This window comes from Sphingobacterium thalpophilum (assembly GCF_038396785.1).
In the GTDB taxonomy this organism is placed as follows: Bacteria; Bacteroidota; Bacteroidia; order Sphingobacteriales; family Sphingobacteriaceae; genus Sphingobacterium; species Sphingobacterium thalpophilum_A.
In genome coordinates this window covers 41,478-67,490 of the sequence record NZ_CP151087.1, presented here as the reverse complement: position 1 = coordinate 67,490, position 26,013 = coordinate 41,478, and the positions used below count along the sequence as shown (strand labels likewise).

At 40.2% G+C, this 26,013-nt stretch carries 15 protein-coding genes and 1 riboswitch; of the genes, 8 read left to right on the top strand and 7 right to left on the bottom strand.

Annotated elements, in window-relative coordinates; all coding sequences use genetic code 11:
- Positions 1-104 precede the first annotated feature (104 nt).
- Positions 105-2,555 (bottom strand): TonB-dependent receptor, encoded by a 2,451-nt coding sequence (locus AACH28_RS00290; protein ID WP_341831893.1) that lies wholly within the window; start codon positions 2,553-2,555, stop codon positions 105-107.
- 343 nt (positions 2,556-2,898) lie between these two features.
- On the opposite strand from AACH28_RS00290, the gene AACH28_RS00285 reads away from it, so the two are divergent.
- The 4 genes from AACH28_RS00285 (at position 2,899) to AACH28_RS00270 (ending at position 9,081) form a co-directional block, all read left to right on the top strand.
- Positions 2,899-4,926, top strand: a complete 2,028-nt coding sequence (locus AACH28_RS00285) for an FUSC family membrane protein (protein ID WP_341831892.1) — start codon at positions 2,899-2,901, stop codon at positions 4,924-4,926.
- 181 nt (positions 4,927-5,107) lie between these two features.
- Positions 5,108-5,220: riboswitch (SAM riboswitch) on the top strand.
- 255 nt (positions 5,221-5,475) lie between these two features.
- Entirely contained in the window at positions 5,476-6,786 is a 1,311-nt protein-coding gene (locus tag AACH28_RS00280; protein ID WP_075993185.1) for an O-acetylhomoserine aminocarboxypropyltransferase/cysteine synthase family protein, read from the top strand.
- A gap of 32 nt (positions 6,787-6,818) precedes the next feature.
- Positions 6,819-7,862 (top strand): homoserine O-acetyltransferase, encoded by a 1,044-nt coding sequence (gene metX / locus AACH28_RS00275; protein ID WP_341831891.1) that lies wholly within the window; start codon positions 6,819-6,821, stop codon positions 7,860-7,862.
- 37 nt (positions 7,863-7,899) lie between these two features.
- Complete coding sequence (locus AACH28_RS00270; protein ID WP_341831890.1) at positions 7,900-9,081, top strand: homoserine dehydrogenase; 1,182 nt, start codon at positions 7,900-7,902, stop codon at positions 9,079-9,081.
- Between the two features lie 65 nt (positions 9,082-9,146).
- Here the strand turns inward: AACH28_RS00270 and AACH28_RS00265 are convergent, their stop codons facing one another.
- Positions 9,147-11,477: a GH92 family glycosyl hydrolase gene (locus tag AACH28_RS00265; RefSeq protein ID WP_341831889.1), complete on the bottom strand. Its 2,331-nt coding sequence runs from the start codon at positions 11,475-11,477 to the stop codon at positions 9,147-9,149.
- A gap of 299 nt (positions 11,478-11,776) precedes the next feature.
- Here AACH28_RS00265 and AACH28_RS00260 point away from each other — a divergent pair, with 299 nt between their 5' ends.
- Complete coding sequence (locus tag AACH28_RS00260; protein ID WP_341831888.1) at positions 11,777-13,108, top strand: hypothetical protein; 1,332 nt, start codon at positions 11,777-11,779, stop codon at positions 13,106-13,108.
- 77 nt (positions 13,109-13,185) lie between these two features.
- Here AACH28_RS00260 and AACH28_RS00255 read toward each other — a convergent pair whose 3' ends face one another.
- Entirely contained in the window at positions 13,186-13,923 is a 738-nt protein-coding gene (locus AACH28_RS00255; RefSeq protein WP_232475551.1) for a GntR family transcriptional regulator, read from the bottom strand.
- A gap of 90 nt (positions 13,924-14,013) precedes the next feature.
- Between AACH28_RS00255 and AACH28_RS00250 the strand changes: the two genes are divergently transcribed.
- Genes AACH28_RS00250 through AACH28_RS00240 form a run of 3 tightly spaced genes read left to right on the top strand, consistent with a single transcriptional unit; the run spans position 14,014 to position 18,489 of the window.
- Complete coding sequence (locus tag AACH28_RS00250) at positions 14,014-15,351, top strand: sugar porter family MFS transporter (protein ID WP_341831887.1); 1,338 nt, start codon at positions 14,014-14,016, stop codon at positions 15,349-15,351.
- Between the two features lie 54 nt (positions 15,352-15,405).
- Entirely contained in the window at positions 15,406-17,160 is a 1,755-nt protein-coding gene (locus tag AACH28_RS00245; protein ID WP_341831886.1) for a class I mannose-6-phosphate isomerase, read from the top strand.
- A gap of 30 nt (positions 17,161-17,190) precedes the next feature.
- Complete coding sequence (locus AACH28_RS00240; RefSeq protein ID WP_341831885.1) at positions 17,191-18,489, top strand: hypothetical protein; 1,299 nt, start codon at positions 17,191-17,193, stop codon at positions 18,487-18,489.
- Between the two features lie 348 nt (positions 18,490-18,837).
- Here the strand turns inward: AACH28_RS00240 and AACH28_RS00235 are convergent, their stop codons facing one another.
- The 4 genes from AACH28_RS00235 to AACH28_RS00220 form a co-directional block, all read right to left on the bottom strand.
- Entirely contained in the window at positions 18,838-20,250 is a 1,413-nt protein-coding gene (locus tag AACH28_RS00235) for a c-type cytochrome domain-containing protein (RefSeq protein WP_341831884.1), read from the bottom strand.
- Positions 20,247-21,119: a TIM barrel protein gene (locus tag AACH28_RS00230; protein ID WP_341831883.1), complete on the bottom strand. Its 873-nt coding sequence runs from the start codon at positions 21,117-21,119 to the stop codon at positions 20,247-20,249. Before AACH28_RS00230 ends, AACH28_RS00235 begins: the two co-directional genes overlap by 4 nt.
- 4 nt (positions 21,120-21,123) lie before the next feature.
- Complete coding sequence (locus AACH28_RS00225) at positions 21,124-22,623, bottom strand: DUF1501 domain-containing protein (RefSeq protein WP_341831882.1); 1,500 nt, start codon at positions 22,621-22,623, stop codon at positions 21,124-21,126.
- A 160-nt stretch (positions 22,624-22,783) separates the two neighbouring features.
- Complete coding sequence (locus tag AACH28_RS00220) at positions 22,784-25,540, bottom strand: DUF1553 domain-containing protein (RefSeq protein WP_341831881.1); 2,757 nt, start codon at positions 25,538-25,540, stop codon at positions 22,784-22,786.
- Positions 25,541-26,013 lie beyond the last annotated feature (473 nt).

Below are 26,013 nucleotides of genomic sequence, written 5' to 3'. Positions count from 1 at the left end.
TAACTTCCCTAAAACAAAAAGAGCCTGCGATATCGCAGGCTCTTTTTGTTTTAGGGAAACGTTCGCTATCTCTCGCTCCTTCTCTCCCCATACAACAGTAGCTCCTATTTTTTTAATCGATTATCTTCATCATTATTACCAGCCTTCTTATTGACTGACTTAATATTCATATTACCAAAACGATAAGAAACTGACAATCGGATAACCCGACTATCATATCCATTTCGTATACGATAGTATCCATTTTCCTGATAACTCGACAATCTGCGCTGACCTCTTGTATTCAACACATCATTTACAGCCAACTTCACATTCAATTTTTTGTCGAGAAATGTTTTTCCAGCCCCTAGATCGATACCATAGTAAGACTGAAAACTAAATACCCCATAAACTGCTGGCGAAAAATAATTGGCTGTCAGCTCCAGATTTGTTGTTTCCCCAATTCGAATATCATGATTGGAACTTACCTGGAAAGATAACTTTTCCAATTGGCGTTGCGCTCCGGAGTGCTCATCAAAACTAAACTTATTATAAAAAGCGCTGGCATTGTTAGAAATACTCCACCATTTAAAAAGCTTAACTGGTATATTGACATTCATGTTGTAATAATCAAAATAAGCCAGGTTTCGGTCTGTCTGTGCAATAGCTTTGGTCTCCGAATTGCTTTCTATGACCTGGGTGATGGCATCGTTGGTCCTCTTGTAGCCCAAACTCAATAAATAGCGATCTTTAAAAGTATAATTTACTTCATACGAATTAGTATATTGTGGATTTAAATAAGGGTTGCCATACTGATACGTGTATTGATCCAAATAATACACAAAGGGATTCAATGACCCATAATCAGGGCGGTCAATACGCCTGCTATAACTCGCACCAAGCTTGTGATTATCATTAATCTGTTGCTGTACAAATATGGATGGGAAAAAATCGGTATAGGTCCGTTTTGTTTGTTGCCCTAGCGTAACTGAATTTCCCAGGGAGCTCGTATTTTCAACACGTAGTCCAGTTTGTACCGAAAACTTTCCGAACGATTTATTTAGGCTGAAATAAGCTGCAGCTATATTTTCATTATACAAAAACTGATTACTTTGACCATTATTTTGCACAAACTCGCCTTGCTGATCCTGATCTTCATACAACAAATTATTATCTGTTTTTACGCGGCTATATTTTAGGCCCGCCTCAAGTTTCGTCGTTTTATTAAAAGGATGCGCAAAATCGGTTTTAAAAACTAATATTTTTGTCTTAGAAAGCATGTCATTCCGGAAAATATTCGGTGATTTAAATTCCGCCCAATTTGCGTCAAAAAAACGGTTTCCAACAGTGCTATTGTCATTATTTTTCGAATATGAATAATCCCCATTAGCGGTCAATTCAGTCCCTAAGGTATCAAATGTCTTTTTATAGTTAAGATTATAAGTGAGGTAATGGTATTTAAAATCTGACAAATTGCTTCCTAATACAATCGAATCAAGCTTTCCTTTTTGAGAGGCGATCAGATTGCTTCCCTCGCGTGTTGAATGGCCATTACTTACGTTACCGTTAACCACAAATCCAATGACCTCCTCTTTCCCCAGGTTAAAATCTGCCGCAAATTTGAAATTATGGCCTCGATAACGGAATTTCGAATAAGAATCCGAATTAAAAAAAGTCGTCCCGGTTTTGGTATCTACAGCCCTATCGATATCTAAATCATTAAATCCTAAGGCATTTGCGTAGTTATAGGAAGAAAATAAGTTCACCCAATTGTTACGATGGTTTATTAAAAAACCACCATCCGCCTTTGTATATTTACCCTGCCCTAAATTGAGGTTGAAACTAACATTACTTCCAAATTGCGTATTCTTCTTTGTCTTAATATTAATAATTCCTGCATTCCCTGCGGCATCGTATTTTGCGGGTGGATTGGTCAGTACTTCGATCGACGCTATTGCATTGGAAGCCGTATTTTCCAATAATCGCGATACTTCATCAGCAGAAAGACAAGTAGGCTTACCATCAATCATGATAATCACATTACTTTTTCCACGTAGATTGATCTTTTTGTTGTCTAAAGTTACTCCTGGAACCTTCTGCAGGAGCTCCAATGCATTATTCCCTGTTGCCAAAATACTGTTTTCGACATTGAGGACAACTTTATCGAGATGACTTTCAATCAATGGCTTCTTACCGATCACCTGTGCCTCACTCAACACTTTACTTTCCATTTGTAAACGAATCGTATCCAGCACCTTGAGATCTCCCGTACTTACAACCATTTCAGCAGAACGATAAATAGCATACCCTACCGTGGACACCTGTAGGCTATACTTGCCCTCGGGAATCGCAGATAACACAATTTCTCCATTTTCGTTGGATAAAGTTCCTTTTAACAAGATATCATTGGGCTTCCGAAATAGTGAAATATTTGCAGCCACAATAGGCTGGTTGTCTTGTCCAACAACGACTGTACGTAATCTTCCGCCGTCAGACTGTGCTGAAACGGGTCCGGCAATAGAAAACAGGAATAAAATAAGAGAAAATAAGAGCAATTTAATTTTTTGTGGTTTCATAATGTAATTTCTTTAGGCTATCGATTAGATAGTCAACTTCATAATAATGACAACAAACCTCGTGTATTCATTACACGTTGACTAGTAGAAATAGATAGATCGTCCGATTCACTCGGTAGACAACCAAATAACATCGGTAAACCATATCCCTCACTGATCGATGCTAAAGCCGATACAATCATCCCAGCTAATCTTGAATCTCCAAAAAGCACAGCGCAAGAAAAGCACATCGAATCAAAATAAAAATTCAAAAAATAAACAAAAATCAAAACAAATAAATTGTACACAAAAAATATTAAGCATAATATTTGTATTTTTACACAGAAAATTAGTAAACTGATTAATGAGCACTGTATCATTGAAGAAAAGATTCTACCGTATTTATATCCTTATGATACGATTTATGCATGGCGAGCATTCTGGAGACGCATTACGTAATGTTTCCATCAGCATCTTGCCAAGTTTAGCGATCTACTTATTGGGAGCGCAAGCGAGCACGGCAATTGGAATCGGTGTCGGATCGTTATTAACAACACTCACAGATCCTCCTGGAAACAGAAAGGATAAACTTTCTTCTGCTCTCGTATGTATTCCCACCTTTTTCGTTGCATCATTGTTTACAGCGATTGTATTTCCGTATCATTGGCCCTTGGTTATATTGCTAGCGGCGGCCGGTTTTATATGTACGTTATACGGTATTTTTGGAGCTCGTTATGCTGCAATTGGAAACATGACATTGATTCTCATGAGTTTTGTGATCGGAATGGCCCCGCAACACCCCCTTGCAGTTAGTTTACAGATTACAACAGGATCCATTATATATTACTTTTTTAGCCTTTTACAGGCCTATATACAACCTTATCGCTCGCTAAAACATGCGATGGCCAATGGTTTTCATGGATTATCCCAATTTCTATTGATACGATCCCAGTCTTACGATCCCGATATTCCTTTGAATATAACGTACAGTCGCGTAGGCAAAATTCATGGCCAGATCAGCGAACAGCAGGAACAAATCAGGTCCCTTCTTTTTCGAGAAAAAAAAATCATAAGCCAACAGTGGCATAAAAGCAATTATTGGCTCAGTCAAGTTTATGGGTTAATTGACCTCCATGAGTTAATTATTGCACTTGATCACGACTATGATGCGATTCGCAAAAACCTTGCAGACACGGGCAGCCTCCCTTTAATCCGTCAAACAATCAAATTATTAGCTTTAGAAATTGATAGCTTTTCACAACCTAACAAGAGGTTTCGGTATGCACATCAATTATATCACAATAACTTTAAAATTAATGCCCTCTTACAGGATTTAAAAGAAATTCAAGAAGAGCAGGCCGGTCAAGCAAAAAGTATATTATGTTCGATCATAAGCAACATCGAAGCAATTATTGAAGTGCTCAACCGAATTCAGGTGGCTTTTTATCAAAATCAGGAAATCCAGGATAAGATTGACAGCAGTGAGTACCAACAATTTATCAATCGACCTTTGCGCAATCTTGCTGATCTAAAAAGTAAACTCCATCTGAATAACCCGCTTTTTCGATTTGCCGTTCGGATGGCTCTTCTTTTTGGAACAGGCGCATTGATCGGTATTTTATTTTTGGATTTTAAATATACCTATTGGATCTTACTGACGATCGCTATTGTTGCCAGACCAGCATTTTCAATGACAAAAAAGCGTAATATAGAGCGTATTGTAGGCACATTCTCGGGTATAATCGTTGGCATATTCTGCTTAATTGCTATTCATTTTCTCCCGGCTCTTCTTACCATAGCTGCATTAGGTCTTTTCGGATTCTTTTTATTCAATCGATCTAATTATATGGTCAGTGTCATCTTTATTACCTTGGGAATTGTAATTGCGCTCAATTTGTTTGAAGGCAATATCAATCTCATTTTAGGCAGCCGAATACTTTTCACACTCATTGGAGCATTCTTGGCTATAGCAGGTTATTTCTTGATCCCCGTACGCCAGAGCACAGGCATGGTTCAGCTGGCAAAAGAAGTATCCCTTTACAACGAACATTATTTCCAGATCATCAATAACCGTCTGTCGGACGAGAGACAAAGTTCGTTTGATATACGACTGGCTAGAAAAAAAGCGCAGACTGCCATGGCGCTATTTTCAGACGCTATCAATCAAATGAAAAAAGAACCCGAACACAAATGGATGGATTGGTCACATATCCACCATTTTCAGGCACTCTCTTATCAGGTCAACTCCCATTTGGTGGGTCTTTCGCTATCGTTAAACAAAAAGACGAATCACCACCTGACGTATGATATCCATAGTAGAATTGATGCACTTAAACCTCTTTTAACAGATTTAAATCAAATTGCAGAACGGATCAACTTAAAGAAATCATAATACCCGATTGGCAGTTACTTATCAAGTTTCATCGGACAATATGCGATCCGATCGGTATGTTATTCAAAATTCCTTTAACTAAAAAACAGCTTTTCTTTTGCTTTAATAAAAAAAGAGTTTATATTTGTATCGTCTTCGAAAGAAGATTTCTAATCAACACCTCCCTTAATCAGTAGGTCTTGATTTATAAAGAAGTGGCGAGAGACTGGCTCAATGACCCACTGGCAACCTTCAATTTGTTTGAAAAGGTGCCAATTCCTGTCCAAAACAATATCGTTTTGGAGCATATAAATAACATAAGACAATGATTATTAAACTACTGAAGTCCATTAAAAATTCAGGTTCAACACAAGTGAGCCGCACGATAAGCGAAAGTGTAAGCCATCATACAACTGTATTGATGCGAATGCGTACGCATATGCACTTCCACGCTTGTTAAGAATCATTTCCTTTTTCTTGGATAAAGATTTAACAGACCCTTCAAGGAGGTGTGTATGCTTCTCTTTTTACTTAGCAATTTCTTTTTGAACCCTTAAAATCTGATATATTATGTCTTCAAACAAAAATTTAAAATTCGAAACTCTTCAGGTTCACGCTGGCCAAGTCGCTGACCCTACTACGGGATCTAGAGCAGTTCCTATATATCAAACAACATCTTTTGTATTTGAAAATGCCGAACACGGCGCAAACTTATTTGCATTAAAGCAGTTCGGCAATATTTATACACGGATTATGAATCCTACCACGGATGTTTTCGAACAACGTATTGCGGCACTTGAAGGTGGAGTCGCGGCTGTTGCTGTTGCATCTGGCCAGGCGGCACAGTTTATTGCATTAAATAATATCTTGGAAAGTGGTGACAATTTTGTTGCCGGATCCAACTTATACGGCGGTACATTCAACCAGTTTAAAGTTTCTTTTAAACGTCTGGGCATCGAAGCTCGATTTGCAACGGACGCCGAGGCAGATAAAATTGAAGCCCTCATTGATGATAAAACAAAGGCCATCTATGTTGAAACAATTGGAAACCCAAGTTTCAATATTCCAGACTTTGAGAAAATTGCTGCAGTAGCAAAAAAATATGACTTACCGTTAATCGTCGATAATACTTTTGGAGCTGGGGGATATTTATTTAAACCTTTGGAGTATGGTGCGAATGTGGTGGTTGAATCGGCTACTAAATGGATCGGTGGACATGGTACAAGCATTGGTGGTGTCATCGTCGACGGCGGAAACTACAATTGGGGCAATGGAAAATACCCTCAATTTTCCGAACCATCTGAAGGCTATCATGGCTTAGTTTTTTCCGAAGTTTTCGGTGAAGGCGGACCGTTTGGAAATATTCAATTTGCCATTCGGGCACGTGTGGAAGGGCTTCGGGATTTCGGGCCAGCACTCTCTCCTTTCAATTCATTCTTATTATTACAAGGGCTTGAAACCCTGTCTTTACGGGTGCAACGCCATGTAGACAACACTTTAGAGGTAGCTAAATGGCTTGAGGCGCATCCACAGGTAGAAAAAGTAAACTATCCGGGCTTAAAAAGCTCTCCGAGCTTCGCTAACGCACAAAAATACCTTAAAAATGGCTATGGTGCAGTGCTTTCTTTCCAGCTCAAAGGTGACGCAGCACAAAAGGCCAATAGCTTTATCGACAGCTTAGAATTGATCAGTCACCTGGCCAACGTCGGTGATACAAAGTCATTGATTATCCATCCAGCAGCGACTACTCACCAACAATTGAGTGATGAAGATCAAGCCAATGCTGGAGTATTCAAAGGTTTATTACGTCTTTCTGTAGGAATAGAACATATTGATGACATCAAAGCTGATTTACAACAAGCTTTTGATAAAATTAAATAATCAGATTTTTTCGGCTTAAACTTAAACGTAAAATGAGTAAGCATATTTATCTGCACCCGGAGCCTTTTGTATTTGAAAATGGAAGAGAGCTTACTGATTTACAAATCAGTTATGAAACATTTGGCAAACCCAACGCTGATCGCAGTAATGTGATCTGGGTTTGCCATGCACTAACGGCCAATGCAGATGTACTGGATTGGTGGTCAGGTCTTTTTGGAACAGGTGAATTGTTTGATTCAAACGATTATTATATTATCTGCGCCAATGTCATAGGATCAGCATATAATAGCAGTAATCCGCTATCTGTAAACCCAGCTACTGGACAGCCCTATTACCTATCTTTTCCTGAATTTACAGTAAGGGATTTGGTCAACGCACATCAATTTCTTGCAGACCACCTGGATATCAAACAAATAGAGATCCTTATTGGGGGCTCATTGGGCGGTCAACAAGCATTGGAATGGGCCGTATCACGCAGTATAGCCACCAACCATCTAATCGTCGTTGGAACAAATGCCGTCCATTCACCATGGGGTATTGCATTCAATGAAAGTCAACGTCTTGCCATTACTACTGATCGAACCTTTTATGCGAATCATCCCGATGGCGGAGCTAAGGGTCTAAAAGTTGCACGCGCTATGGCACTGTTGTCTTACCGCAACTATACAACGTATGCCAACACACAAAAGGAGGATGATAACGAAAAACTCGATCATTATAAAGCATCCTCCTATCAAAACTATCAGGGTGAAAAATTGGTAAAACGCTATAATGCGTACAGCTATTACTTCCTAACCAAAGCAATGGACAGCCATAATTTAGGTCGTGGAAGAAAATCTATCGAATCCGCTTTAGCGAGCATCGACTGTCCAACTTTAGTGCTGAGCGTCAATACAGATTTGTTGTTTCCTCCACAAGAGCAACAATTCATCGCTCAACATATTCCGAATGCCCACTATCAGGAGATCGAATCTACTTATGGCCACGATGGGTTTTTGATCGAAACAAAAAAACTCACGAAAATCATCAGCAGCTTTCTGCGGAAACAAAAAGAATACTTCAACGAATTAGTATAAGAGAATAAATAATATATAAGAGAATTTAAGAAGAGATATGAGTAATAAATTAACAATAGGGATGTTTGGGTTTGGTGTAGTAGGCCAAGGTCTTTACGATATCATCAAAACCAAAAATCTTAATCTGGAAATCAAAAAATTTGTCATTAAAAACGGAGATAAAAAGCGCTCGCTACCAGCAGATCTATTTTCTACCGATGCCGAAACAATTTTAGGTGACCCAGAAATTAATACTGTTGTCGAACTAATAGATGATGCCGAAGCAGCCTATCAACTAACTGTTCGTGCCTTGAAATCGGGAAAAAATGTGGTATCTGCCAATAAAAAAATGATTGCCAGCCATTTGGAAGAGCTGGTTGATATCCAACAGGAATACGGCACCAGTTTATTGTATGAAGGTGCCGTTTGCGGAAGTATTCCCATTATACGGAATTTAGAAGAGTACTATGACAATGAATTACTTCATTCTGTCAGCGGTATTTTTAATGGATCTTCTAACTATATTTTATCTAAAGTTTTCAATGAAAACCAGCAATACACAGACGCTTTAAAGAAAGCGCAAGAACTTGGTTTTGCAGAGACAGATCCAACCCTTGATGTAGGCGGATTTGACCCAAAATTTAAAGTATGTATTGTTGCTTCCCATGCGTACGGGATCTATGTCAAACCAGACGATGTCTTTAATATTGGTATTGACAAATTGGGACAACAAGATATTCGTTTTGCTAAAGAAAAGAACCTCAAGATCAAATTGATACCAACAGCAAAAGAGATCGACGGCAACAAAGTTGTACTTTATGTATTACCACGCCTAGTAGGCAAAGACAGCATGCTTTATAATGTAGAAAATGAGAACAATGGTGTATTGGTAAAAGCGGCCTTTGCAGACGAGCAATTTTTCTATGGTAAAGGAGCCGGTGGCCACCCGACGGGCTCTGCTGTGCTATCGGATATCGCTGCCCTTCGCTATGGATACCGTTATGAATATAAAAAACATTTAGAATCCAGCACATTAAATTATAGCCAAGATTATTTAATTAAGGTTTATTTGAGATACACCGATGATACACTGATTGAAAAGTTAAATTTCAGTGAAATCACAGAACGATATTACGCACCAGATTTCAAATATGTCATAGGACATATTAATCTTCAACAAATCGCAGCTCACAAAGCCGATTTGGATCAAGAGGGCAATTTTATTGCTGAAATCGCGTAGGCAATCAACAAACCAAGCTACCTTGAAAATAGCCCCGAATGGGGCTATTTTTTTATTGCTTAAATTTAGTTGCCTTTCAACTTGACATCTAAAACCCCACCTTCTACCAGGCGTTCAAAAGGAAGCTGCCAACCTTTCCACAGGCGATTATTCAACCGAACCTGATCAACAATATAACTATTGGGTTGCTCCTTCTTCACCTGAATGATAAATTTATTTTTTCTTAATTTCTCCGGTAATTGTATCGTTACCCGATCGAAAAGTGGCGAGCCAATCTGAAGCGCGGGCTTCTCGGTGGTGAGACTTCGCACATCGAATAGACCAATACTCGACAAGACATACCATGCTCCAAGCTGTCCTTGGTCTTCGTCTTGTCCGTAGCCATAGCCATGTATTGCATCATTACCATAAAACTCATTGCAAATTGCCCGTACCCATTTCTGACTTAAGTCAGGTCTACCAGAAAAATAGAATAGCCAGGAGATATGCAGGTTTGGTTGATTACCATGATTATAAAGACTTTCAATCCCTGCGAAAGCGTCAATTTGTGTACCACCTCCAAACACATTCTTCTGCGACACCGTAAAAATACTATCCAACCGTTGATTAAACAGGTCCTTTCCAACCAGTTTAACCAATTCTTGTGGGACATGCGGAACATAGAAGGTATACTGCCAAGCATTTCCCTCCTGAAATCCACGCCATGGTTCATAAGGGTTAAAGTTTGAAATAAATCGTCCAGTAGTATCCTTTGGTCGCATAAACTTCGTCGTGGTATCGTACAGATTGCGCCATCCATCGGATAATTCCTGAAATTTAATGTAGTCTTTTTGATGCCCCAATGATTTTGCAAATTGTGCGGCGGCAGCAGCAGAAAAAGCATATTCCAAGGTATGCGAAGCACCAAAAGGAGATCCATTCGTCATTAATTCGGGACTACCATTATCATCTTTTATATAGGGGGAATAGCCCTTGCGAACGAAAACTCCTACATCTAACTTTCCCGCTCCAGGCAGGCGGTCCTTCGCTTCCAATTCATTTTTACGCACCGCAGCATAGGCAAGATTCACATCATAGTCACGAATACCCACATTATACGCCGCTGCAATTGCCAAACCTGTAAAATTAGTCCCTACACCCGAAACGTATCTACTGTTGGCAATACCGTCTCCTAACCAACCTGCATCGCGATAAACCAACAATTGACTCTGAATCCAGTCGTTGTAATAGTCCGGATAAGCAATGGACCATAACTGTGTCAAATTCCAAAATGCACCCCAGATCGCATCGGTATTATAATGATGATGAATAGGTTTCCCCTGTTTATTTAGAGCAATCTGCCCTACCGAGCCATCATTTTTGGGGTATGCACCATTGACGTCGCTTGCAAGCCCACGACCAAGTAAAGCATGATACAATCCAGTATAAAATTTAATGCGGTCGTCCACTTTGCCCCCTTCCACCAAAATTCTTCCCAGTTCGCTATTCCAGGTTTGCAAGGCATTTTTCTTTGCCGTATCAAACGACATATCTTTTGCTTCTTTAAGCAAATTCAGTTGCGCATTTTCCACAGATGTATAAGACAAACCGGTCTTGACTTCGATAGATTCCCCTACCTGGGTATCAAATTTCAGGAACAAGCCAGCCCCTTTTCCCTTTATACGACTATGTTGATCGAAAGTTGTGGAATCTCTAAATGTCCCAAAAGATTTAGGCTGTTTGTTTATCTCCGCGAAGAAAAACATCTTAACGTGAGCGCCCTGCTGATATTTTTGTACGTATACAGGGTTGGTAACCACATATCCCCAGACGTGCTTTTTGTCATAATTCACTTCAGCATCAACGACCGGGCCACTTTCCCCCATAACATGGCCAATATCGAAAATAAGGTTGGCTTCTTCAGTTTTTGGAAAAGTATACCGATGAAAACCGACGCGCTTGGTTGCAGTAAGCTCCGCAAGTATATTATAATCTTTTAACTTGACGCGGTAATAGCCAGAAGTAGCAAACTCATCTTTCTTATCGAAAGCAGAACGATAGCCGCTTTGTGGACGATCAAGTTGACCAGGAGTTGTCTTCAATTTTCCAACGGACGGTGCAAATACCACTCCGCCTATTTGGAATTCGTGAAAATTAGCGAATCCTTCTATTGACCCATGCCTATCATCGTACCCCACAGCTTCCCAGCCTGACTTGTTCCCATAGCTTCCATTTGTGCTCGGAGCGAGCTTAGCCATTCCAAAAGGTACTGCTGCTGGTGTATAAAAGAAATACCGGCTATGAACGGATCCAATATTAGGTTTTACAAAAACGGTCAAATCTGTTTTTTGCTGTGCAAAAACAGCCGTCGTACTAACAAATAAACTACAAAAATAATAAATGATACGCTTTACCATTGTTCTCAATTAGGTTCTACAGCAAACTTACAAAAAAATCGAGTATGTATAAACATGAGATCTATTTTCTTACGCGATTTAACTACGAAAACGGCCTCACCATACTGCCCAAATTTGTAAAATTTTAAATACTAACCAAATAAAACGTTATTAAAGCTTAAATACTGACATTTTTCCATAACTTTGATTGTACATACATACTAAAAACATAACCAGTAAATAAATTCAAAAAACACACATTGGACGGCTGATCTTCGATCAAAAGCCCTGAAGTAGATGAAAATTACAATAAAACCACAATGAAAAAAAACACCCTATTTTTTAGTCTAATACTTCTGTTACTCGGAACCCAACTAGCTGCACAACAAACAAAACCCGACGGTATAACTCAACTTAAGTTGGCAAAAAGCATTCTCGCGGATCAAAACTTAAAATATGTCGACAGCCTTGCCCGAGAGGTCATCAAAGAAGGTTTCAATGCTGGAAGTGGCTACTCACAGATTTGGGCCAGGGATCTCAATACATTTATTGAAACCGCCTTGGAAGAGCGGTCCCAAGCGGACATTAGAGGGGCCATTTTAGTATTCTTTCAGATGCAACAGCCTAATGGTGAAATGGTAGACGGCTATGTCCTTAAGAAGGATTTTACCTGGCACGATGACACACCTTATTATTCAGAAAATGCGCCAGGCCATGTTGGATTTAAAAATACAGTAGAAACAGACCAGGAAACGTCACTCATCCAACTGCTCGGTAAATATATCCTGAAAACAAAGGATTACAGTATTCTGGAGGAGTCTATCGGTGGAATTTCTGTCAAAGATCGCATCCAACTCATGTTGGATTATTTGAAAAGAGAACGGTTCAACCACAAGTATCAATTGCTTTGGGGTGCGATGACGGCAGATTGGGGAGATGTACAACCCAACGATAGCTTTGGTTGTGACTGGAATGAGCTCTCCAATGAGGCGATCGATATTTATGACAATGCGATGTTTATTATTGCATTGCAGACATTGATTGATATTCAGCCCAACTCTCCGAAGGTGACAGAATGGAAGGGATTAAAAAAGAGTCTCGAAACAAACAGTAGACGTCATTTATGGGATAAGAAAAAACAAAAATTCATCCCTCATATCTACCCTAAGACATCTCCTATCCCAAAAGGATTTGATGAAAATACGATTCATTATCATGGGGGCACCGCCATCGCGATAGAAGCCGGGTTACTTTCCCTTTCAGAAATAAAAACAGTTAATACGCAAATGCTGGAAAACGTGCGGTTATCTGGCATGCCGAGTATTGGATTGACCTTATACCCGACCTATCCGGTTGAATTTTTCATCGGAGGAATGGCTCAGCCTTACCAATACCAAAATGGTGGTGATTGGACTTGGTTCGGCGGACGGATGATCCAGCAACTCGTTTCAAACGGTTTTTATCAAGAAGCCTATGCAGAACTCCAACCGATGATCGATCGGGTTGTGAAAAACAAAGGATTTTACGAATGGTATGGTCAAAATAACATCCCTAGCGGATCAGGGAAATTCAAAGGTTCAGCAGGAGTGCTCAGTAAAGCAATAGCGCTCCTAGAAAGCTGGGCAGAAACTACCGTAGAAAAGAATCATTAAAAGAAAAGAATAAATAAATGAGCTATTCACACATCCTATTATCCATTCAAAAAGGGATGATAGGATGTGTGAATTACTTAATAATCTCTTCTGCTTTCAACAGTATAGGTAAAACTTTCCGCACGGTAGAACCCTAAATTATATTCAATTGGCTTTCCAGATTGGTCAAATACAAACCGCTTGCGGGACAAAATAGGATCACCGATATTAATCTCCAATTTATCCGCTATAAATTTATTTGCAGCCATTGCATCCAGTTCTTCCTGAGAAAGATCTGCAACGACATGATAATCTGCTTCTAAGATTTCATATAGAGGTCGCTTAAAATCTTCATCGCCGTTTAAACCTATACGCGGATGGAAATAAGAGATAAAATAAACAAATGGGTCATCTTTCTTTCCTCTCAGACGTTCTAGTTTTAACAGCTTCTGATCCTCATCTACATTAAAAAACTTCGAAACAGCTTTATCCGGAACAACCCAGCTGACGTGAAGTTCAAAATTCTTCACCTCAATCCCACGATTTTTCATCTCTTGTGAGAAACTCAACCAATTTTTGGATTTTGAACTGAATTTAGAACTAGCCACCTTCGTTCCTATCCCCTTCTTTCTAATTAGCAGCTCCTCATATACCAGTTTATTGATCGCTAAACGCAAAGTAGAACGGGAAATTGCCAATCTTTTTGCTAATTCAATTTCATTGGGTAATAATTTCCCCTCTATATATTCAGGCTGCTTAATTAATTCGCGTAACAAATTCTCAGCTTGTATATGCAGCGGAACAGGACTTTTATGATCTATTTTTAAATTCATCATTTGGATTGCTTGTGCTAAAATAAGATTTTTTGCATAATTAAAAAAATAGATATATGTTTGTATGTATATACATATTAATATAAACCGCAGATGTCAAAGAGATTTATCATCATTTTATGTATCGTTTCACTTGGAGGACTCCTTTTCGGTTTCGATATGGCTGTAATTGCCGGTGCTTTGCCGTTGGTGAAGCAATTTTTGGGGCTATCTCCTGCTCAAGAGGGCGTTTTTGTCAGTTCAGCTTTGCTAGGCTGTATTGTTGGTGTATTTTTCACAGGACCATTAACAGATAAATACGGCCGAAAACCAGCCTTTGTTACTGCGGCCCTGCTTTTTTTATTCTCAGCAATTGGCTGTGGATTCAGTCCTTCTTACAGCATATTGATTGCGAGTAGAAGCATTGGGGGCCTGGGTGTTGGAATAGCCTCAATTGTTGTGCCCTTATATCTCGCGGAAATATCGCCAAGCAAATTTAGAGGAAGATCAGTCACCTGTTACCAGCTCGCTATTACATTCGGTATCTTATTTGCCTATATCAGCAATTACCTGATTCTTGAATATACCTCCGCCCAGCAAAATGAACTGTGGCGAACTATGTTTTTAGTTGGCGCAATACCGGCTTTGTTGTTATGCATTGGAGTTTACTTTATTCCTGAAAGTCCGCGTTGGCTTTCTAAAAATGGACGAGACACTGAAGTTGCAGCGATCAGTGCCACATTAGGACTATCGGATATGCAAGAGGTCAGCCATGTTTCCTCGAAAGGAAATCTACGTGATCTGTTCTCTCCTATTTATCGCAAGGCCTTTCTATTGGGCTTATTCCTCCCTTTATTTTCACAGCTCAGTGGAATCAACGCAATTGTTTATTATGGTCCGAGCATATTGCTTGAATCAGGTATTTCATTAAACAATTCCTATCATGCCCAGTTATTCTTTGGAGCCGCCAATGTGCTATTTACTTTCTTCGCAATCTGGAAGGTTGATAATTGGGGCAGACGTCCCTTATATCTTTTGGGAACTGTAGGTGCTACCGTGAGTTTGCTGGTTACTGGTTATCTTTTTAATCAAGGTCAAGTCAATAATATCGCATTGATTATCGCCATACTTTCATTCTTATTTTTCTTTGCTTTTTCCATTGGCCCACTAAAATTTGTCGTCGCAGCCGAAATTTTCCCTAATGCCATCCGGGCTCGTGCCATGGGTATCAGTATTATGGTGATGTGGATTTCCGATGCGATCGTGGGGCAACTAACGCCTATTCTTCTCGCTTCCTGGGGCGCCCGCTATACGTTCTGGTTGTTTGCATTTTTCTGTGCCATCGCATTCCTTGTTGTACTTGGATTTCTTCCAGAAACGAAGGGCAAACCTTTGGAGGAGATCGAAAAATTCTGGATTGAAAAACACAACAAAAAATCAACAGACAAGTAAGCAAAAAGCTATTTACTTCAACATCATTCATTTGCAATAAAAAATTACATCAATATGTATTCTAATACTCAAACAAAACCTTTTCAGTACGAAATCGCACCGACGTTTCCAGTTCAAGGATCCTTATCAAATTCTTACCAAGATCTTGTTGCACATCTCATTACACATAATATACATAGCATTGATGGTTTTGTAGGTGTTAACTGGGACACAATCATCCCCAACCTGGAGCAAGAATTTGAAAAACAGGGCATAGCCACACGATTTATTGCGATGGATTCTGCCTTAAAATCGGAATCAGCCATCCAGGATATTGTCTCCCCCTACCTAGGCGGCAATGACCCATTGTTCGGAAAAAAGGCCGGGATTCAGCTCATTGAATACTTTGATACTAAAAAGCTAACAGATTTTCAAACAATATTAGCGAACTCCAATTCAAAACAAGGTGAATATACCATCTTTTATGGTCCTGGCGCATCATTAGTCGATACGTCTAGTCAACTGATGTTTATTGATCTGCCCAAAAATGTGCTTATTCAACGCATGCGGGCGGGCGAAGCTTTAAATTTAGGCTGTTCAACACAAACCAATCAAAAGGAAACCTATAAGCGTTATTATTTTGTCGACTGGGAAATATTGAACCGACATAAAAGATCCATCTTGTCCCGTGTCGAAATTCTTGCCGATCAACAATCATCACACAACTTACCATGGATTACAGGGAAAGATCTACACAATACTTTGCAAGCCATGTCCAAAAATTACTTCCGCGTACGACCAACTTTTGAACCCGGAGTATGGGGTGGACAATGGATGAAAGAGCACCTTACAGGCATCGATCAGGATGTCAAAAACTATGCGTGGTCCTTCGAAATGATTGTCCCAGAAAATGGTATTTTGCTCGAAGCAGATGGACATACTCTCGAAATTTCATTCGATCAATTGATGTTTCAAGAAAGTGCCAATGTACTCGGTCATGCACAGCAACGTTTCGATGTTGAATTCCCAATACGCTTCAATTTCCTGGATACCTTTGATGGCGGCAACCTATCCATTCAATGTCACCCCAGTCCAGCTTATGCAAAAGCAGAATTTGGAGAAAACTTCACACAGGACGAATCATATTATATCGTTGATAGAAAAGAAGACGCGCAAGTGTATCTGGGCTTTCAGCAAACAATTGATGCAGACAAATTTCGCTCAGCTTTAGAAGAGAGCTTCCATAGCGGAATAGCTATGGATATCGAGCAATACGTTCAAAAATTCGAATCCAAGAAACACCAGTTATATTTGATTCCACATGGTACCGTACATTCTTCCGGCGTGAACAATCTCGTACTCGAAATCAGTGCAACACCTTATAATTATACCTTTAAAATGTACGACTGGGTGCGTCCCGATTTAGATGGGAAACCACGTCCATTAAATATCGATAGAGCATTCGCTAACCTCAATTTTAGCCGGAAAGGTGATGTCGTAAAAAACACACTGCTATCTCAGCCCAGTGAAAAAGTCCTTGATGCGCAAACAACAAGAATACATTTGCCAACGCATGAAGATCATTTCTACGATGTTTTTAGATACGAATTCGATCAGAATGTTTCGATTGAAACGCAGGGACAGTGTCATATCATGATGCTTGTCGAGGGCGAGGCAATTGAGCTGACGACAGCAAATGGCATGAAAAGGGTCTTCCATTATGCCGAGACTTTTGCCGTTCCTGCTGCTGCTGGGTCCTATACATTGCGTAATTTAGGAAACGGTAAGGCCAAGGTTATCCAATCTTTTGTCAAAGAATCCAAATGTTAATCAAACCATTTATTATAAACAAACAGCACAATGAGAACTATATTTTTTGCATTATCTTCATCGCTCCTATTACTGTCCTGCCAAAACGCGGGCAGTAAAGTTTCTACGAACAATTTACAAGACAGCATCCAAAAAGATAGCAGTTTCCATATTGTCAAAGATATGGCTACGAACATCATCAAAAGCGGATTCAATGCGGGGGATGGATACAGTGAGGTATGGATTAGAGATTACAACACATTTATCACCTTAGCAACAAAAGTACATCCCCATGAACAGATCAAAGATCAATTGGCTTTGTTCTTTAAACTACAAGGTTCTGATGGTAATATTGCCGACGGTTTTGTCAAAAAGTCCAGCTTAAAAAATGGCGTATCGGACTATTACACAATCACCAGCTCCTTGGCTCCTGATTATGCTGCACATAAAAACACCGTTGAAACAGACCAGGAATCTTCTTTAATTCAAGCGGTACACAAATATATCGTTGCTACTAAAGACAAAGCTTTTCTCAATGAAAAAATTGGTGATGCAACTGTAAAGGATCGCATGGAACATGCTTTGCAATTTTTATTGGACAAACGTTATAATGATACTTATGGTTTACTTTGGGGTGCAACCACGGTTGATTGGGGCGACGTTCAACCCGAGCATGACTGGGGTGTACATCTAGATGAAAATTCGCATATTGCTTTGGACATCTACGACAATGCGATGTTTTTGATCGCCCTTGACAACTACATGGATCTACTTCCTGAGAAAAAAGAAAAATGGGGAAAAATCAGAGCTTCCATAGCAAGTAACACCATGAAACACCTTTGGGATGAAAAGAACCAAAAGTTTATTCCCCATATTTATATCAAAGGCTCTCCATTTTCGGCTGATTTTGATGAAAATCAAATCTATTATCATGGAGGAACAGCTATCGCTATTGAGGCAAATTTACTCAGCAAAGAGCAAATAAAAGTTTCATTGGATAAAATGATTAAAAATGTAAAAGACGCTGGTGCGGCAATAATTGGACTCACCGTGTACCCAACTTATCCTGCAGGTTCATTTAAAAACAAGGGCATGTATCCGTATGGTTATCAAAATGGTGGGGACTGGACCTGGTTCGGTGGGCGTATGATTCAGCAGCTCGTTAAAAATGGTTTTCAACAGGAAGCTTATGAGCAAATACAGCCGATGCTTGCCCGTGTTATCAAAAATAAAGGTTTTTATGAATGGTACACAAAAGATAATAAACCAGAAGGTTCAGGAACTTTTAGAGGTGAAGCAGGCGTGCTTTACGATGCTATCGAATTACTAGAACATGCTGGCACGAAATAAAAACAGCTTATCGCGATGTAAAAAGAGCAGCAGGAAATTTCCTGCTGCTCTTTTTTCTGAAAGTGTCTAATCTTATTGGCCAGAAAGAACCTTCAGTTTGCTTTCATTGCTGTTGGTGTCTACGAAGTCATGAAGGTTTTATTTGAAATCGTCACCTTAGCATTCCTATTTTATATTACGCTAAAGCCTTTTCCGCATTCTCCTTTGTATACTCGTTTCCTATCCGCTAAAATATCCTGTTTATTTTCCTTAAATTACTTGTCTATGTCGCCAAGTTGTTAAATTGTACAAGAGCATTCCATTTGGATCGCGGATTTTCATCGTGTAGCCGCCAGGTCCAATAACAGCTCAAAACCTGATTGTATCGGTTTCAATAAAAGGCAAACTATAATTACCAGTATCTGCCTTAATCTTAGCATTCAACTGCTTTATTGCAGCGACTTCCTGATTTAGCGTCTTATAGAGATAGAGGTTCTTTAAACTCGGAAGCTCGTTCAGTTTTGATAGACCTTTTGATGTAACTTTTGTGCCTGTCAGATTCAAGTACGTTAATTTTGACAGGCCTTTCAGCTGGCTCAATCCAGCATCGGAAATTTTTGTATTTTCCAGATGTAGACGGGAAAGAATTGGCATTGCCGAAAGTGTTGAAAAAGCAAGATCTGTAACAGCCGTATTTCCTAATTTCAGCTGTACAATATTATCCTTAATGGCCAACAACTCCTGTAGGTCCTTGTCATTAAATTGAGGATAATTAATCGCATTAACCAACACGAAGTTATTATCTCTTGCAACTTGGATGATCTTAATACCCTTAGCCTGCCAAGCATCAACTTTATCTTTTGGCAAAGAAGGTGCTGCTGGTAGATCAGCATACAATACAGCAGACTCCTCTTTTTCTCCTGTTTCCAATTTTTTCAACAAATGAGCTATTTCCTCCGTTTGTGGTATTTCATGCACTTTTTTATCAAAATTGGCTCCTTGATCAATCCACCAGGCAATCAATTTTATCTGATCAGCAGTTATCGGTGTACGGCCTTTAGGGGGCATACGTTTCTTATGTCCCTCGGGCAACACCAATCGGGCATATAATTCACTCTTTTTCGAATCATTTGCATTTAGTACTGTACCGTTCTCTCCTCCTTTTAACAAATTCTCTTTTGTATCCAATGCCAGCCCCCCTTCCTGCTTTCTTTGCCCGTGGCAGCTTTGACAACGCTGTTTTAGAATAGGTTGAATAATTCTCTTATAGGCTTCTGCTTCCTGCGCATTTTGAACGATAAGAACCTCCTCTTTAGCTTCCTCCGTTTTAAACAGCTTTTTAAGTGCTACTGGCATCGCTTCCACAAAGTAACCCTTTCCATGTGTCAGTGTTCCACCGTAGTGTCCGGTCACCCCAATTAAGAGCACCAGGATGAAAAAAAGCCAAAAGCGAAATGCACCAGAAGATTCTTTACGATAAAGAAACCAAAGCCATAAACCACTGATAGCCACGGCAATTCCCAGCCACTTGTGATAGCTCAGGACATCCTCCTCATAACCTCCATTTCGTGAAAGCAGATAACCCGATAAAGCAGCTACTATAGCAGCGATAGTCCCTAGGAATAAGGAGAGCTTAATAGCAGGCAAATACATATCACCGCCTTTAAACCGAGTCCTAATTGCCATAACAAAAGCCAACAATAATATGCCGATCGGTAAATGGACCAAAAGCGGGTGAAATCGTCCCAAAAAGCCCAATAATTCATCAAAGAAAACTATCATTCTTTATATCTGTCTTTGAGTAAATGCAACATATAAACATTGATTGACCATTGATCGGCCACCGGTTGTTGTGTAAATGGTAATGTGGGTAAATAACCCGCTGGACCAAACTCGGTCGTTATGGTCAATAACTTCACCCCATTTTCCTTGTGCTTAGCAACAACTTTATCCCACCAGGTCAAATGTTGCGCAACAATACTCTTCCATTCAGGAGCCGCAGGGTCATTGACTTGCGGTCCTTCAGGATGCCCAATTCGTGCATGAATGTGCTCCGTTCTGGAAAGCGCTTTTGTTACAGCCTCGGGCTGATCAGAAAGCATTGATTCGTGCACATTGCACCAATGCGAGATATCCAATGCAAGTTGTAAGGTCGGAATCTTCTCTAAATATTCCTTTGTCACATGAGCTGCAAAACTAAATCTTCCGCGATGAGTCTCATGATAAACGGGGATATGGTACTTATTTTTAGCTGCATCAGCAAGCTCAATCAATGTTTTATTCTGCTCAAACGAGTAATAATCTTTACCTGTATGGCAATTGATATAATCGGGTTTCAGCTGTGCTGCTTCATCCAAATTACGCTTAAAACTTTGTTTATATTCCTCGTAAGTTCCGCCTGATCCGCCTGAAAGCAATCCTAAACTCAATCCATATTTATGTAATGCATCAATCATCTCCTTGCGCTCATTTGGACTACCAGGCAACCAGGATTCAACACCATCGTAACCAGCATTTTTCACCCGGAGACAGAACGCATCCCAGGAATCGCTATTTCCCCAATTGGTGCAATAATATTTAATGTGTAACTGCTGGGCAGTCATGGATAGAAAACTGCTCATAAATAAAATTAATACTAGAAATTGTTTCATATTTTTAAATTATAGCTTGAATAAGTTCACCCTCCACATCTGTCAATCGGAATGGCCTTCCTTGAAAATCGTAAGTAAATTTCTCATGATCAAAACCCAAAAGGTGGAGCATAGTCGCATGGACATCGTGTACAGAACTGCGCCCCTCCACCCCCGCGAACCCGATATCATCGGTTTGACCGTAACTTATGCCATTACGAACTCCCCCGCCTGCCATCCAGATGGTATAGGCGTCTGTATGATGATCGCGTCCCAGGAATGGCATATCGCTGTTGTCCCTATTTTCTTGCATCGGTGTACGTCCAAATTCCCCTCCCCACACGACTAGTGTTTCTTCCAGCAAACCACGTTGTTTTATATCCATAATCAATGCGGTCATTGGTCGATCTATCTCCCGGCATTTATTTTTAAAGCCAAGATCAATCGAATCTGCGGGATTTGTACCGTGACTGTCCCAACCCCAATCAAATAACTGAACGAATCGTACCCCCTGTTCTACGAGTTTCCGAGCCAAGAGGCAATTATTGGCAAACGATTCTTTACCCGGCTCAGTTCCGTACAATTCGTGAATATAAGCAGGTTCATTATTGATGTCCATCACTTCAGGAACTGCAACCTGCATTTTATAAGCCATCTCATATTGTGCAATCCGCGACAAGGTTTCTGGGTCTCTAAAGGTATCGTATTCTGTTTTGTTGACGTTATTTATGGCATCAATCAAATCACGCTTCATATCCCTTCCCATCCCTTCAGGATCGGCAATATATAATACGGGATCACCTTTTGAACGACATTGAACGCCCTGGTATACCGATGGTAAAAATCCACTTCCCCAGACACTTTTTCCTGCATCCGGTGTTTTACCTCCCGATGTTAACACAACAAATCCGGGTAAATTGCTATTTTCAGATCCCAGGCCATAAGTTACCCATGAACCAATGCTTGGCCGGCCGAGACGGGCACTTCCCGTATGCATAAACAATTGCGCTGGACCGTGATTGAACTGATCGGTATGCACGGCCTTCAGAAAACTCACTTCATCAACAACTTTACTAAAGTGAGGCAAATGATCTGATACCCAAGCTCCACTTGCTCCATACTGTTTAAAAGTAGCCTGTGGCCCCAACATTTTTGGAACCCCACGAATAAAGGCAAATTTCTTTCCTGCGAGCAAGGATTCCGGGCAAGGTTGATTATGTAATTTCTGTAATGCAGGCTTGTAATCAAATAACTCCAATTGCGACGGAGCACCGGCCATATGCAGATAAATTACACTTTTAGCCTTACCTGGGAAATGAGGAGGTTTGGGTACCAGCGGATTGAGAGCATTCAGATCCAACTTTTCTGCTGATTTTGACTGTCCCCATCCATTACAACTCGTCAGCAAACTACCCAAAGCAATACCTCCGATACCTGCCACACAATCCTTTAGGAAATGTCTTCTTGTGACAGCCTGCAATTCAAATTGTTGCGCTTCTTTTATTAGCTTATTTAGATCTTTCATCTGACTATCATTACATATGAACGGGCTGTGTCGCTAAATTTTTAGTCTGCAGCTTTAGCTCATTTCGGTTTATATTCTTATTATTTCATAGTCCTTAACCTTCTTAACAAAAGACTTCGTTTTCATACGAAAGCCCTTATTCAGAAGTTTCAGTCCATATTTATGATTTCGTTAAAAATTCGTCCAGATTCAACACGGCATTGGCAACAAGCATGTAGGCAGCTTTTGAAGGCAGGACCTTTACATTGCTTTTTGCTAAATCTTCATTCAAAAACTTGGCTGCCGAATCAGGCTTTTTGCTGAAATCAATCAACGCTTTTTGATAAAGATGTTCCAGCTCTTTGAGGTTCTTTTCATCGGCATCCTTCAACATTGCACGTTTATAACCGACACGGATACCATTTCTAAGGTTTCCATTTCCCTCCTTTTCCATAATAGCCCCCAAATGTTTAGCCGCTTCGAGGTAAACAGGATCGTTTAATGTAGCGAGCGCTTGTAGCGGTGTATTGGTACGGATACGGTCGACCAAACAAACCTCCCGACTAGAAGCATCGAAAGAAACAAAGGAAGGATAGGGACTCGTACGCTTTAAAAACGTATAGATGCCTCTTCGGTATTGATCTTCTCCAGCACTTTTCACCCAGGACTCACCGCTATATACAGTCATCCATACCCCATCCGGTTGGTATGGCATTACATTTGGTCCGTACATTTTATTGCTGAGCAATCCACTTACGGCTAAAGCCTGATCACGAATCTGTTCGGCAGATAATCTAAAGCGAGGTCCCCTTGCCAAATAATAATTCTGTGGATCCTTTTCAAAATTGGAATTGTTCAAGCTAGAGGACTGCTTATAAGTTCCGGATAATACCATCTCGCGGATCAATTTTTTTATACTCCACTTTTTGGTATTCATCAGATCTAGGGCAAGATAATCTAGTAATTCTCGGTGAATCGGTGGAATACTCTGTGTGCCCATATCTCCCAATGGTTCAACAAGCCCCCGACCAAATAGTTGAGCCCATACGCGATTAACTAAAGTTCGCGCTGTCAATGGGTTTTCCTTGCTGACAATCCACTGCGCAAAACCCAAGCGATTACGTTGAGCCCCCTTAGGGAAACTATTCAGTGATGCCGGAACCGTGGGCTGCACTTCAGCACCTAGCGACAGGCGGTTACCGCGTATAAATACATTGGTCTTACGATGCATGTCTTTGGGATTTTCAATCATGATTGGTACCCCCTCAGGTTGCATATTGACCAACTGGAGAAAAGTTTTTTGAAAATTCATATTATCCAGTGACTTTTCATGTGGAAAGTTCTCGCGAAATGCAAACCATTCAATCATGCAGATCGGCTGTCCATGAGCGACAGATGGATTCTTGAAAACCAGATATAAGTCATGTACACCACGAGTCGCACTTATGGGAGACTGAATAACCTGTCTTCCATTCGTACTCGGCAAATCAATAACGGCAAGTATTGGTCCGCTAAGTTTATCCAAGTGAATTTCCAATTTTCCACCTACCGCACCTGTCCAGAAATTCATGAAGAATTGCTGTTTATTATCCAGGTTTATTGCCCTTAATCGAGCCGATCCTCCAGTTCGCACCCCCAACCATTTCGTATCATAAAGCGCACCATCTACGATTTGGTCGCTGTAATGCGCATGGACTTTGGGCTCAAGGGTGTGAAGGAATAGATCTGTTGATTTTACCAAGCTTGCATTTCCTGTCGTCGACAACCACCTCTTTATACTGTCAATTCGCTTTTCATCCTGTGTAGTATAAAAACGCAGTTTAGGATGATCACCTTGGGTATCTTCATCTCCGGTGTTGTTAAAAATAGCTAACGATTTATAATATTCTTCAAATTTAAACGGATCATAAGTATGACTATGACATTGCACGCATTCGAAGGTCGTACTCAACCATACTTGATAAGTTGTATTTAAACGATCCAAAACCGCAGCCATCCGAAATTCCTCACTATCGGTCCCACCCTCATCATTATTCATGGTATTGCGATGGAAGGCGGTTGCGATAAGCTGATCCTTGGTTGGCTCCGGCAGCAAATCCCCGGCAAGCTGTTCAATCGTAAATTCATCATAAGGCATGTCCTTGTTTAAGGCCTTGATGACCCAGTCCCGATAAGTCCATATCGTGCGCGAGCCATCCTTTTCGTAGCCCTTCGTATCGGCATATCGTGCCATATCCAACCACCAACTCGCCCACTTTTCGCCATATTTCTGAGAAGCCAACAGACTGTCTACCCGCCGGGTATAAGCATCATCACGCTGGTCTGCTTCAAAGGCTTGAATCTCCGCCAACGAGGGTGGGATACCAATTAGATCCAAATACACTCTTCGGAGCAACAATGCTTTATCGGCTTCATCTGCAAAGGACAATTTCTTCTCCTTCATCTTATCCAAAACAAAAAAATCTATCGTATTGTTCACCCCTTTGGGCTTTACACCAAATATACTGAGCAACGAAAAAGGTTTAGGGACCTCCGTTTCCTTAGGTGTTGTATAGGCCCAATGCTCTCCCCACTTAGCTCCTTCATCGATCCATCTTTTGAGTATATCAATTTCATCGTCATTCAGTTTAGGGGCATTGTAAGGCATACGCAATTCAGGATCATCGGAAATCAGTCTCTTTACCAGTTCACTGTGTTCGCCATCGCCACGAATAATTGCTGATTTGCCTGACTCGGCTTTGGCGAATGCCTCATTTTCAAAAAGAAAACTTAAACCACCATTTTTTTTAACCCCACCATGGCACGTGATACAATGTTTATTCAATATCGGTTTAACATCAGCGCTAAAATCAACTGGCTCTTTTTTTCCAAAAGTCAAAATGCTTGTACCAATAAGCACAAGCGCCAATAATATTAGCACCAAAATCTTTTTTTTCATAGCCTGGGGATATATCTATTCTGTATTATTTTAGGTTTATGCACTAAACGAAATGAATAATGATTATTTTCTTCGTTAAGTGGAGCCGAAACTATTCCATAAATGTGCTCGTTTCGAGTAGGATAAAATTAGAGAACAACACTGGATTATACTAAAACTAGATTAACAGAAACATAAACAATATTACCCCTTGCCCTTGCGAGATTTTCTGGACACTATAGACCCACCTGCTCAAAAGGTTGATTTAAGACAGCATAACGTACTTTCTTTGGTTAAACTGTAGACAATACAACATCATTTTTGCAACATATTCCTTCGAATCATAAAGTATAACAATTTCGATACGAATTAACTTATTTAGTTTTCAGCACTGCATACAATCACTGTTAAAACTGCTTTTAAAGTGGTTTTAACAGGTTCAAGGCCATCGCATAGATAAAATAGTATGCAAAAAAGTAACAATAGTGTCAGTA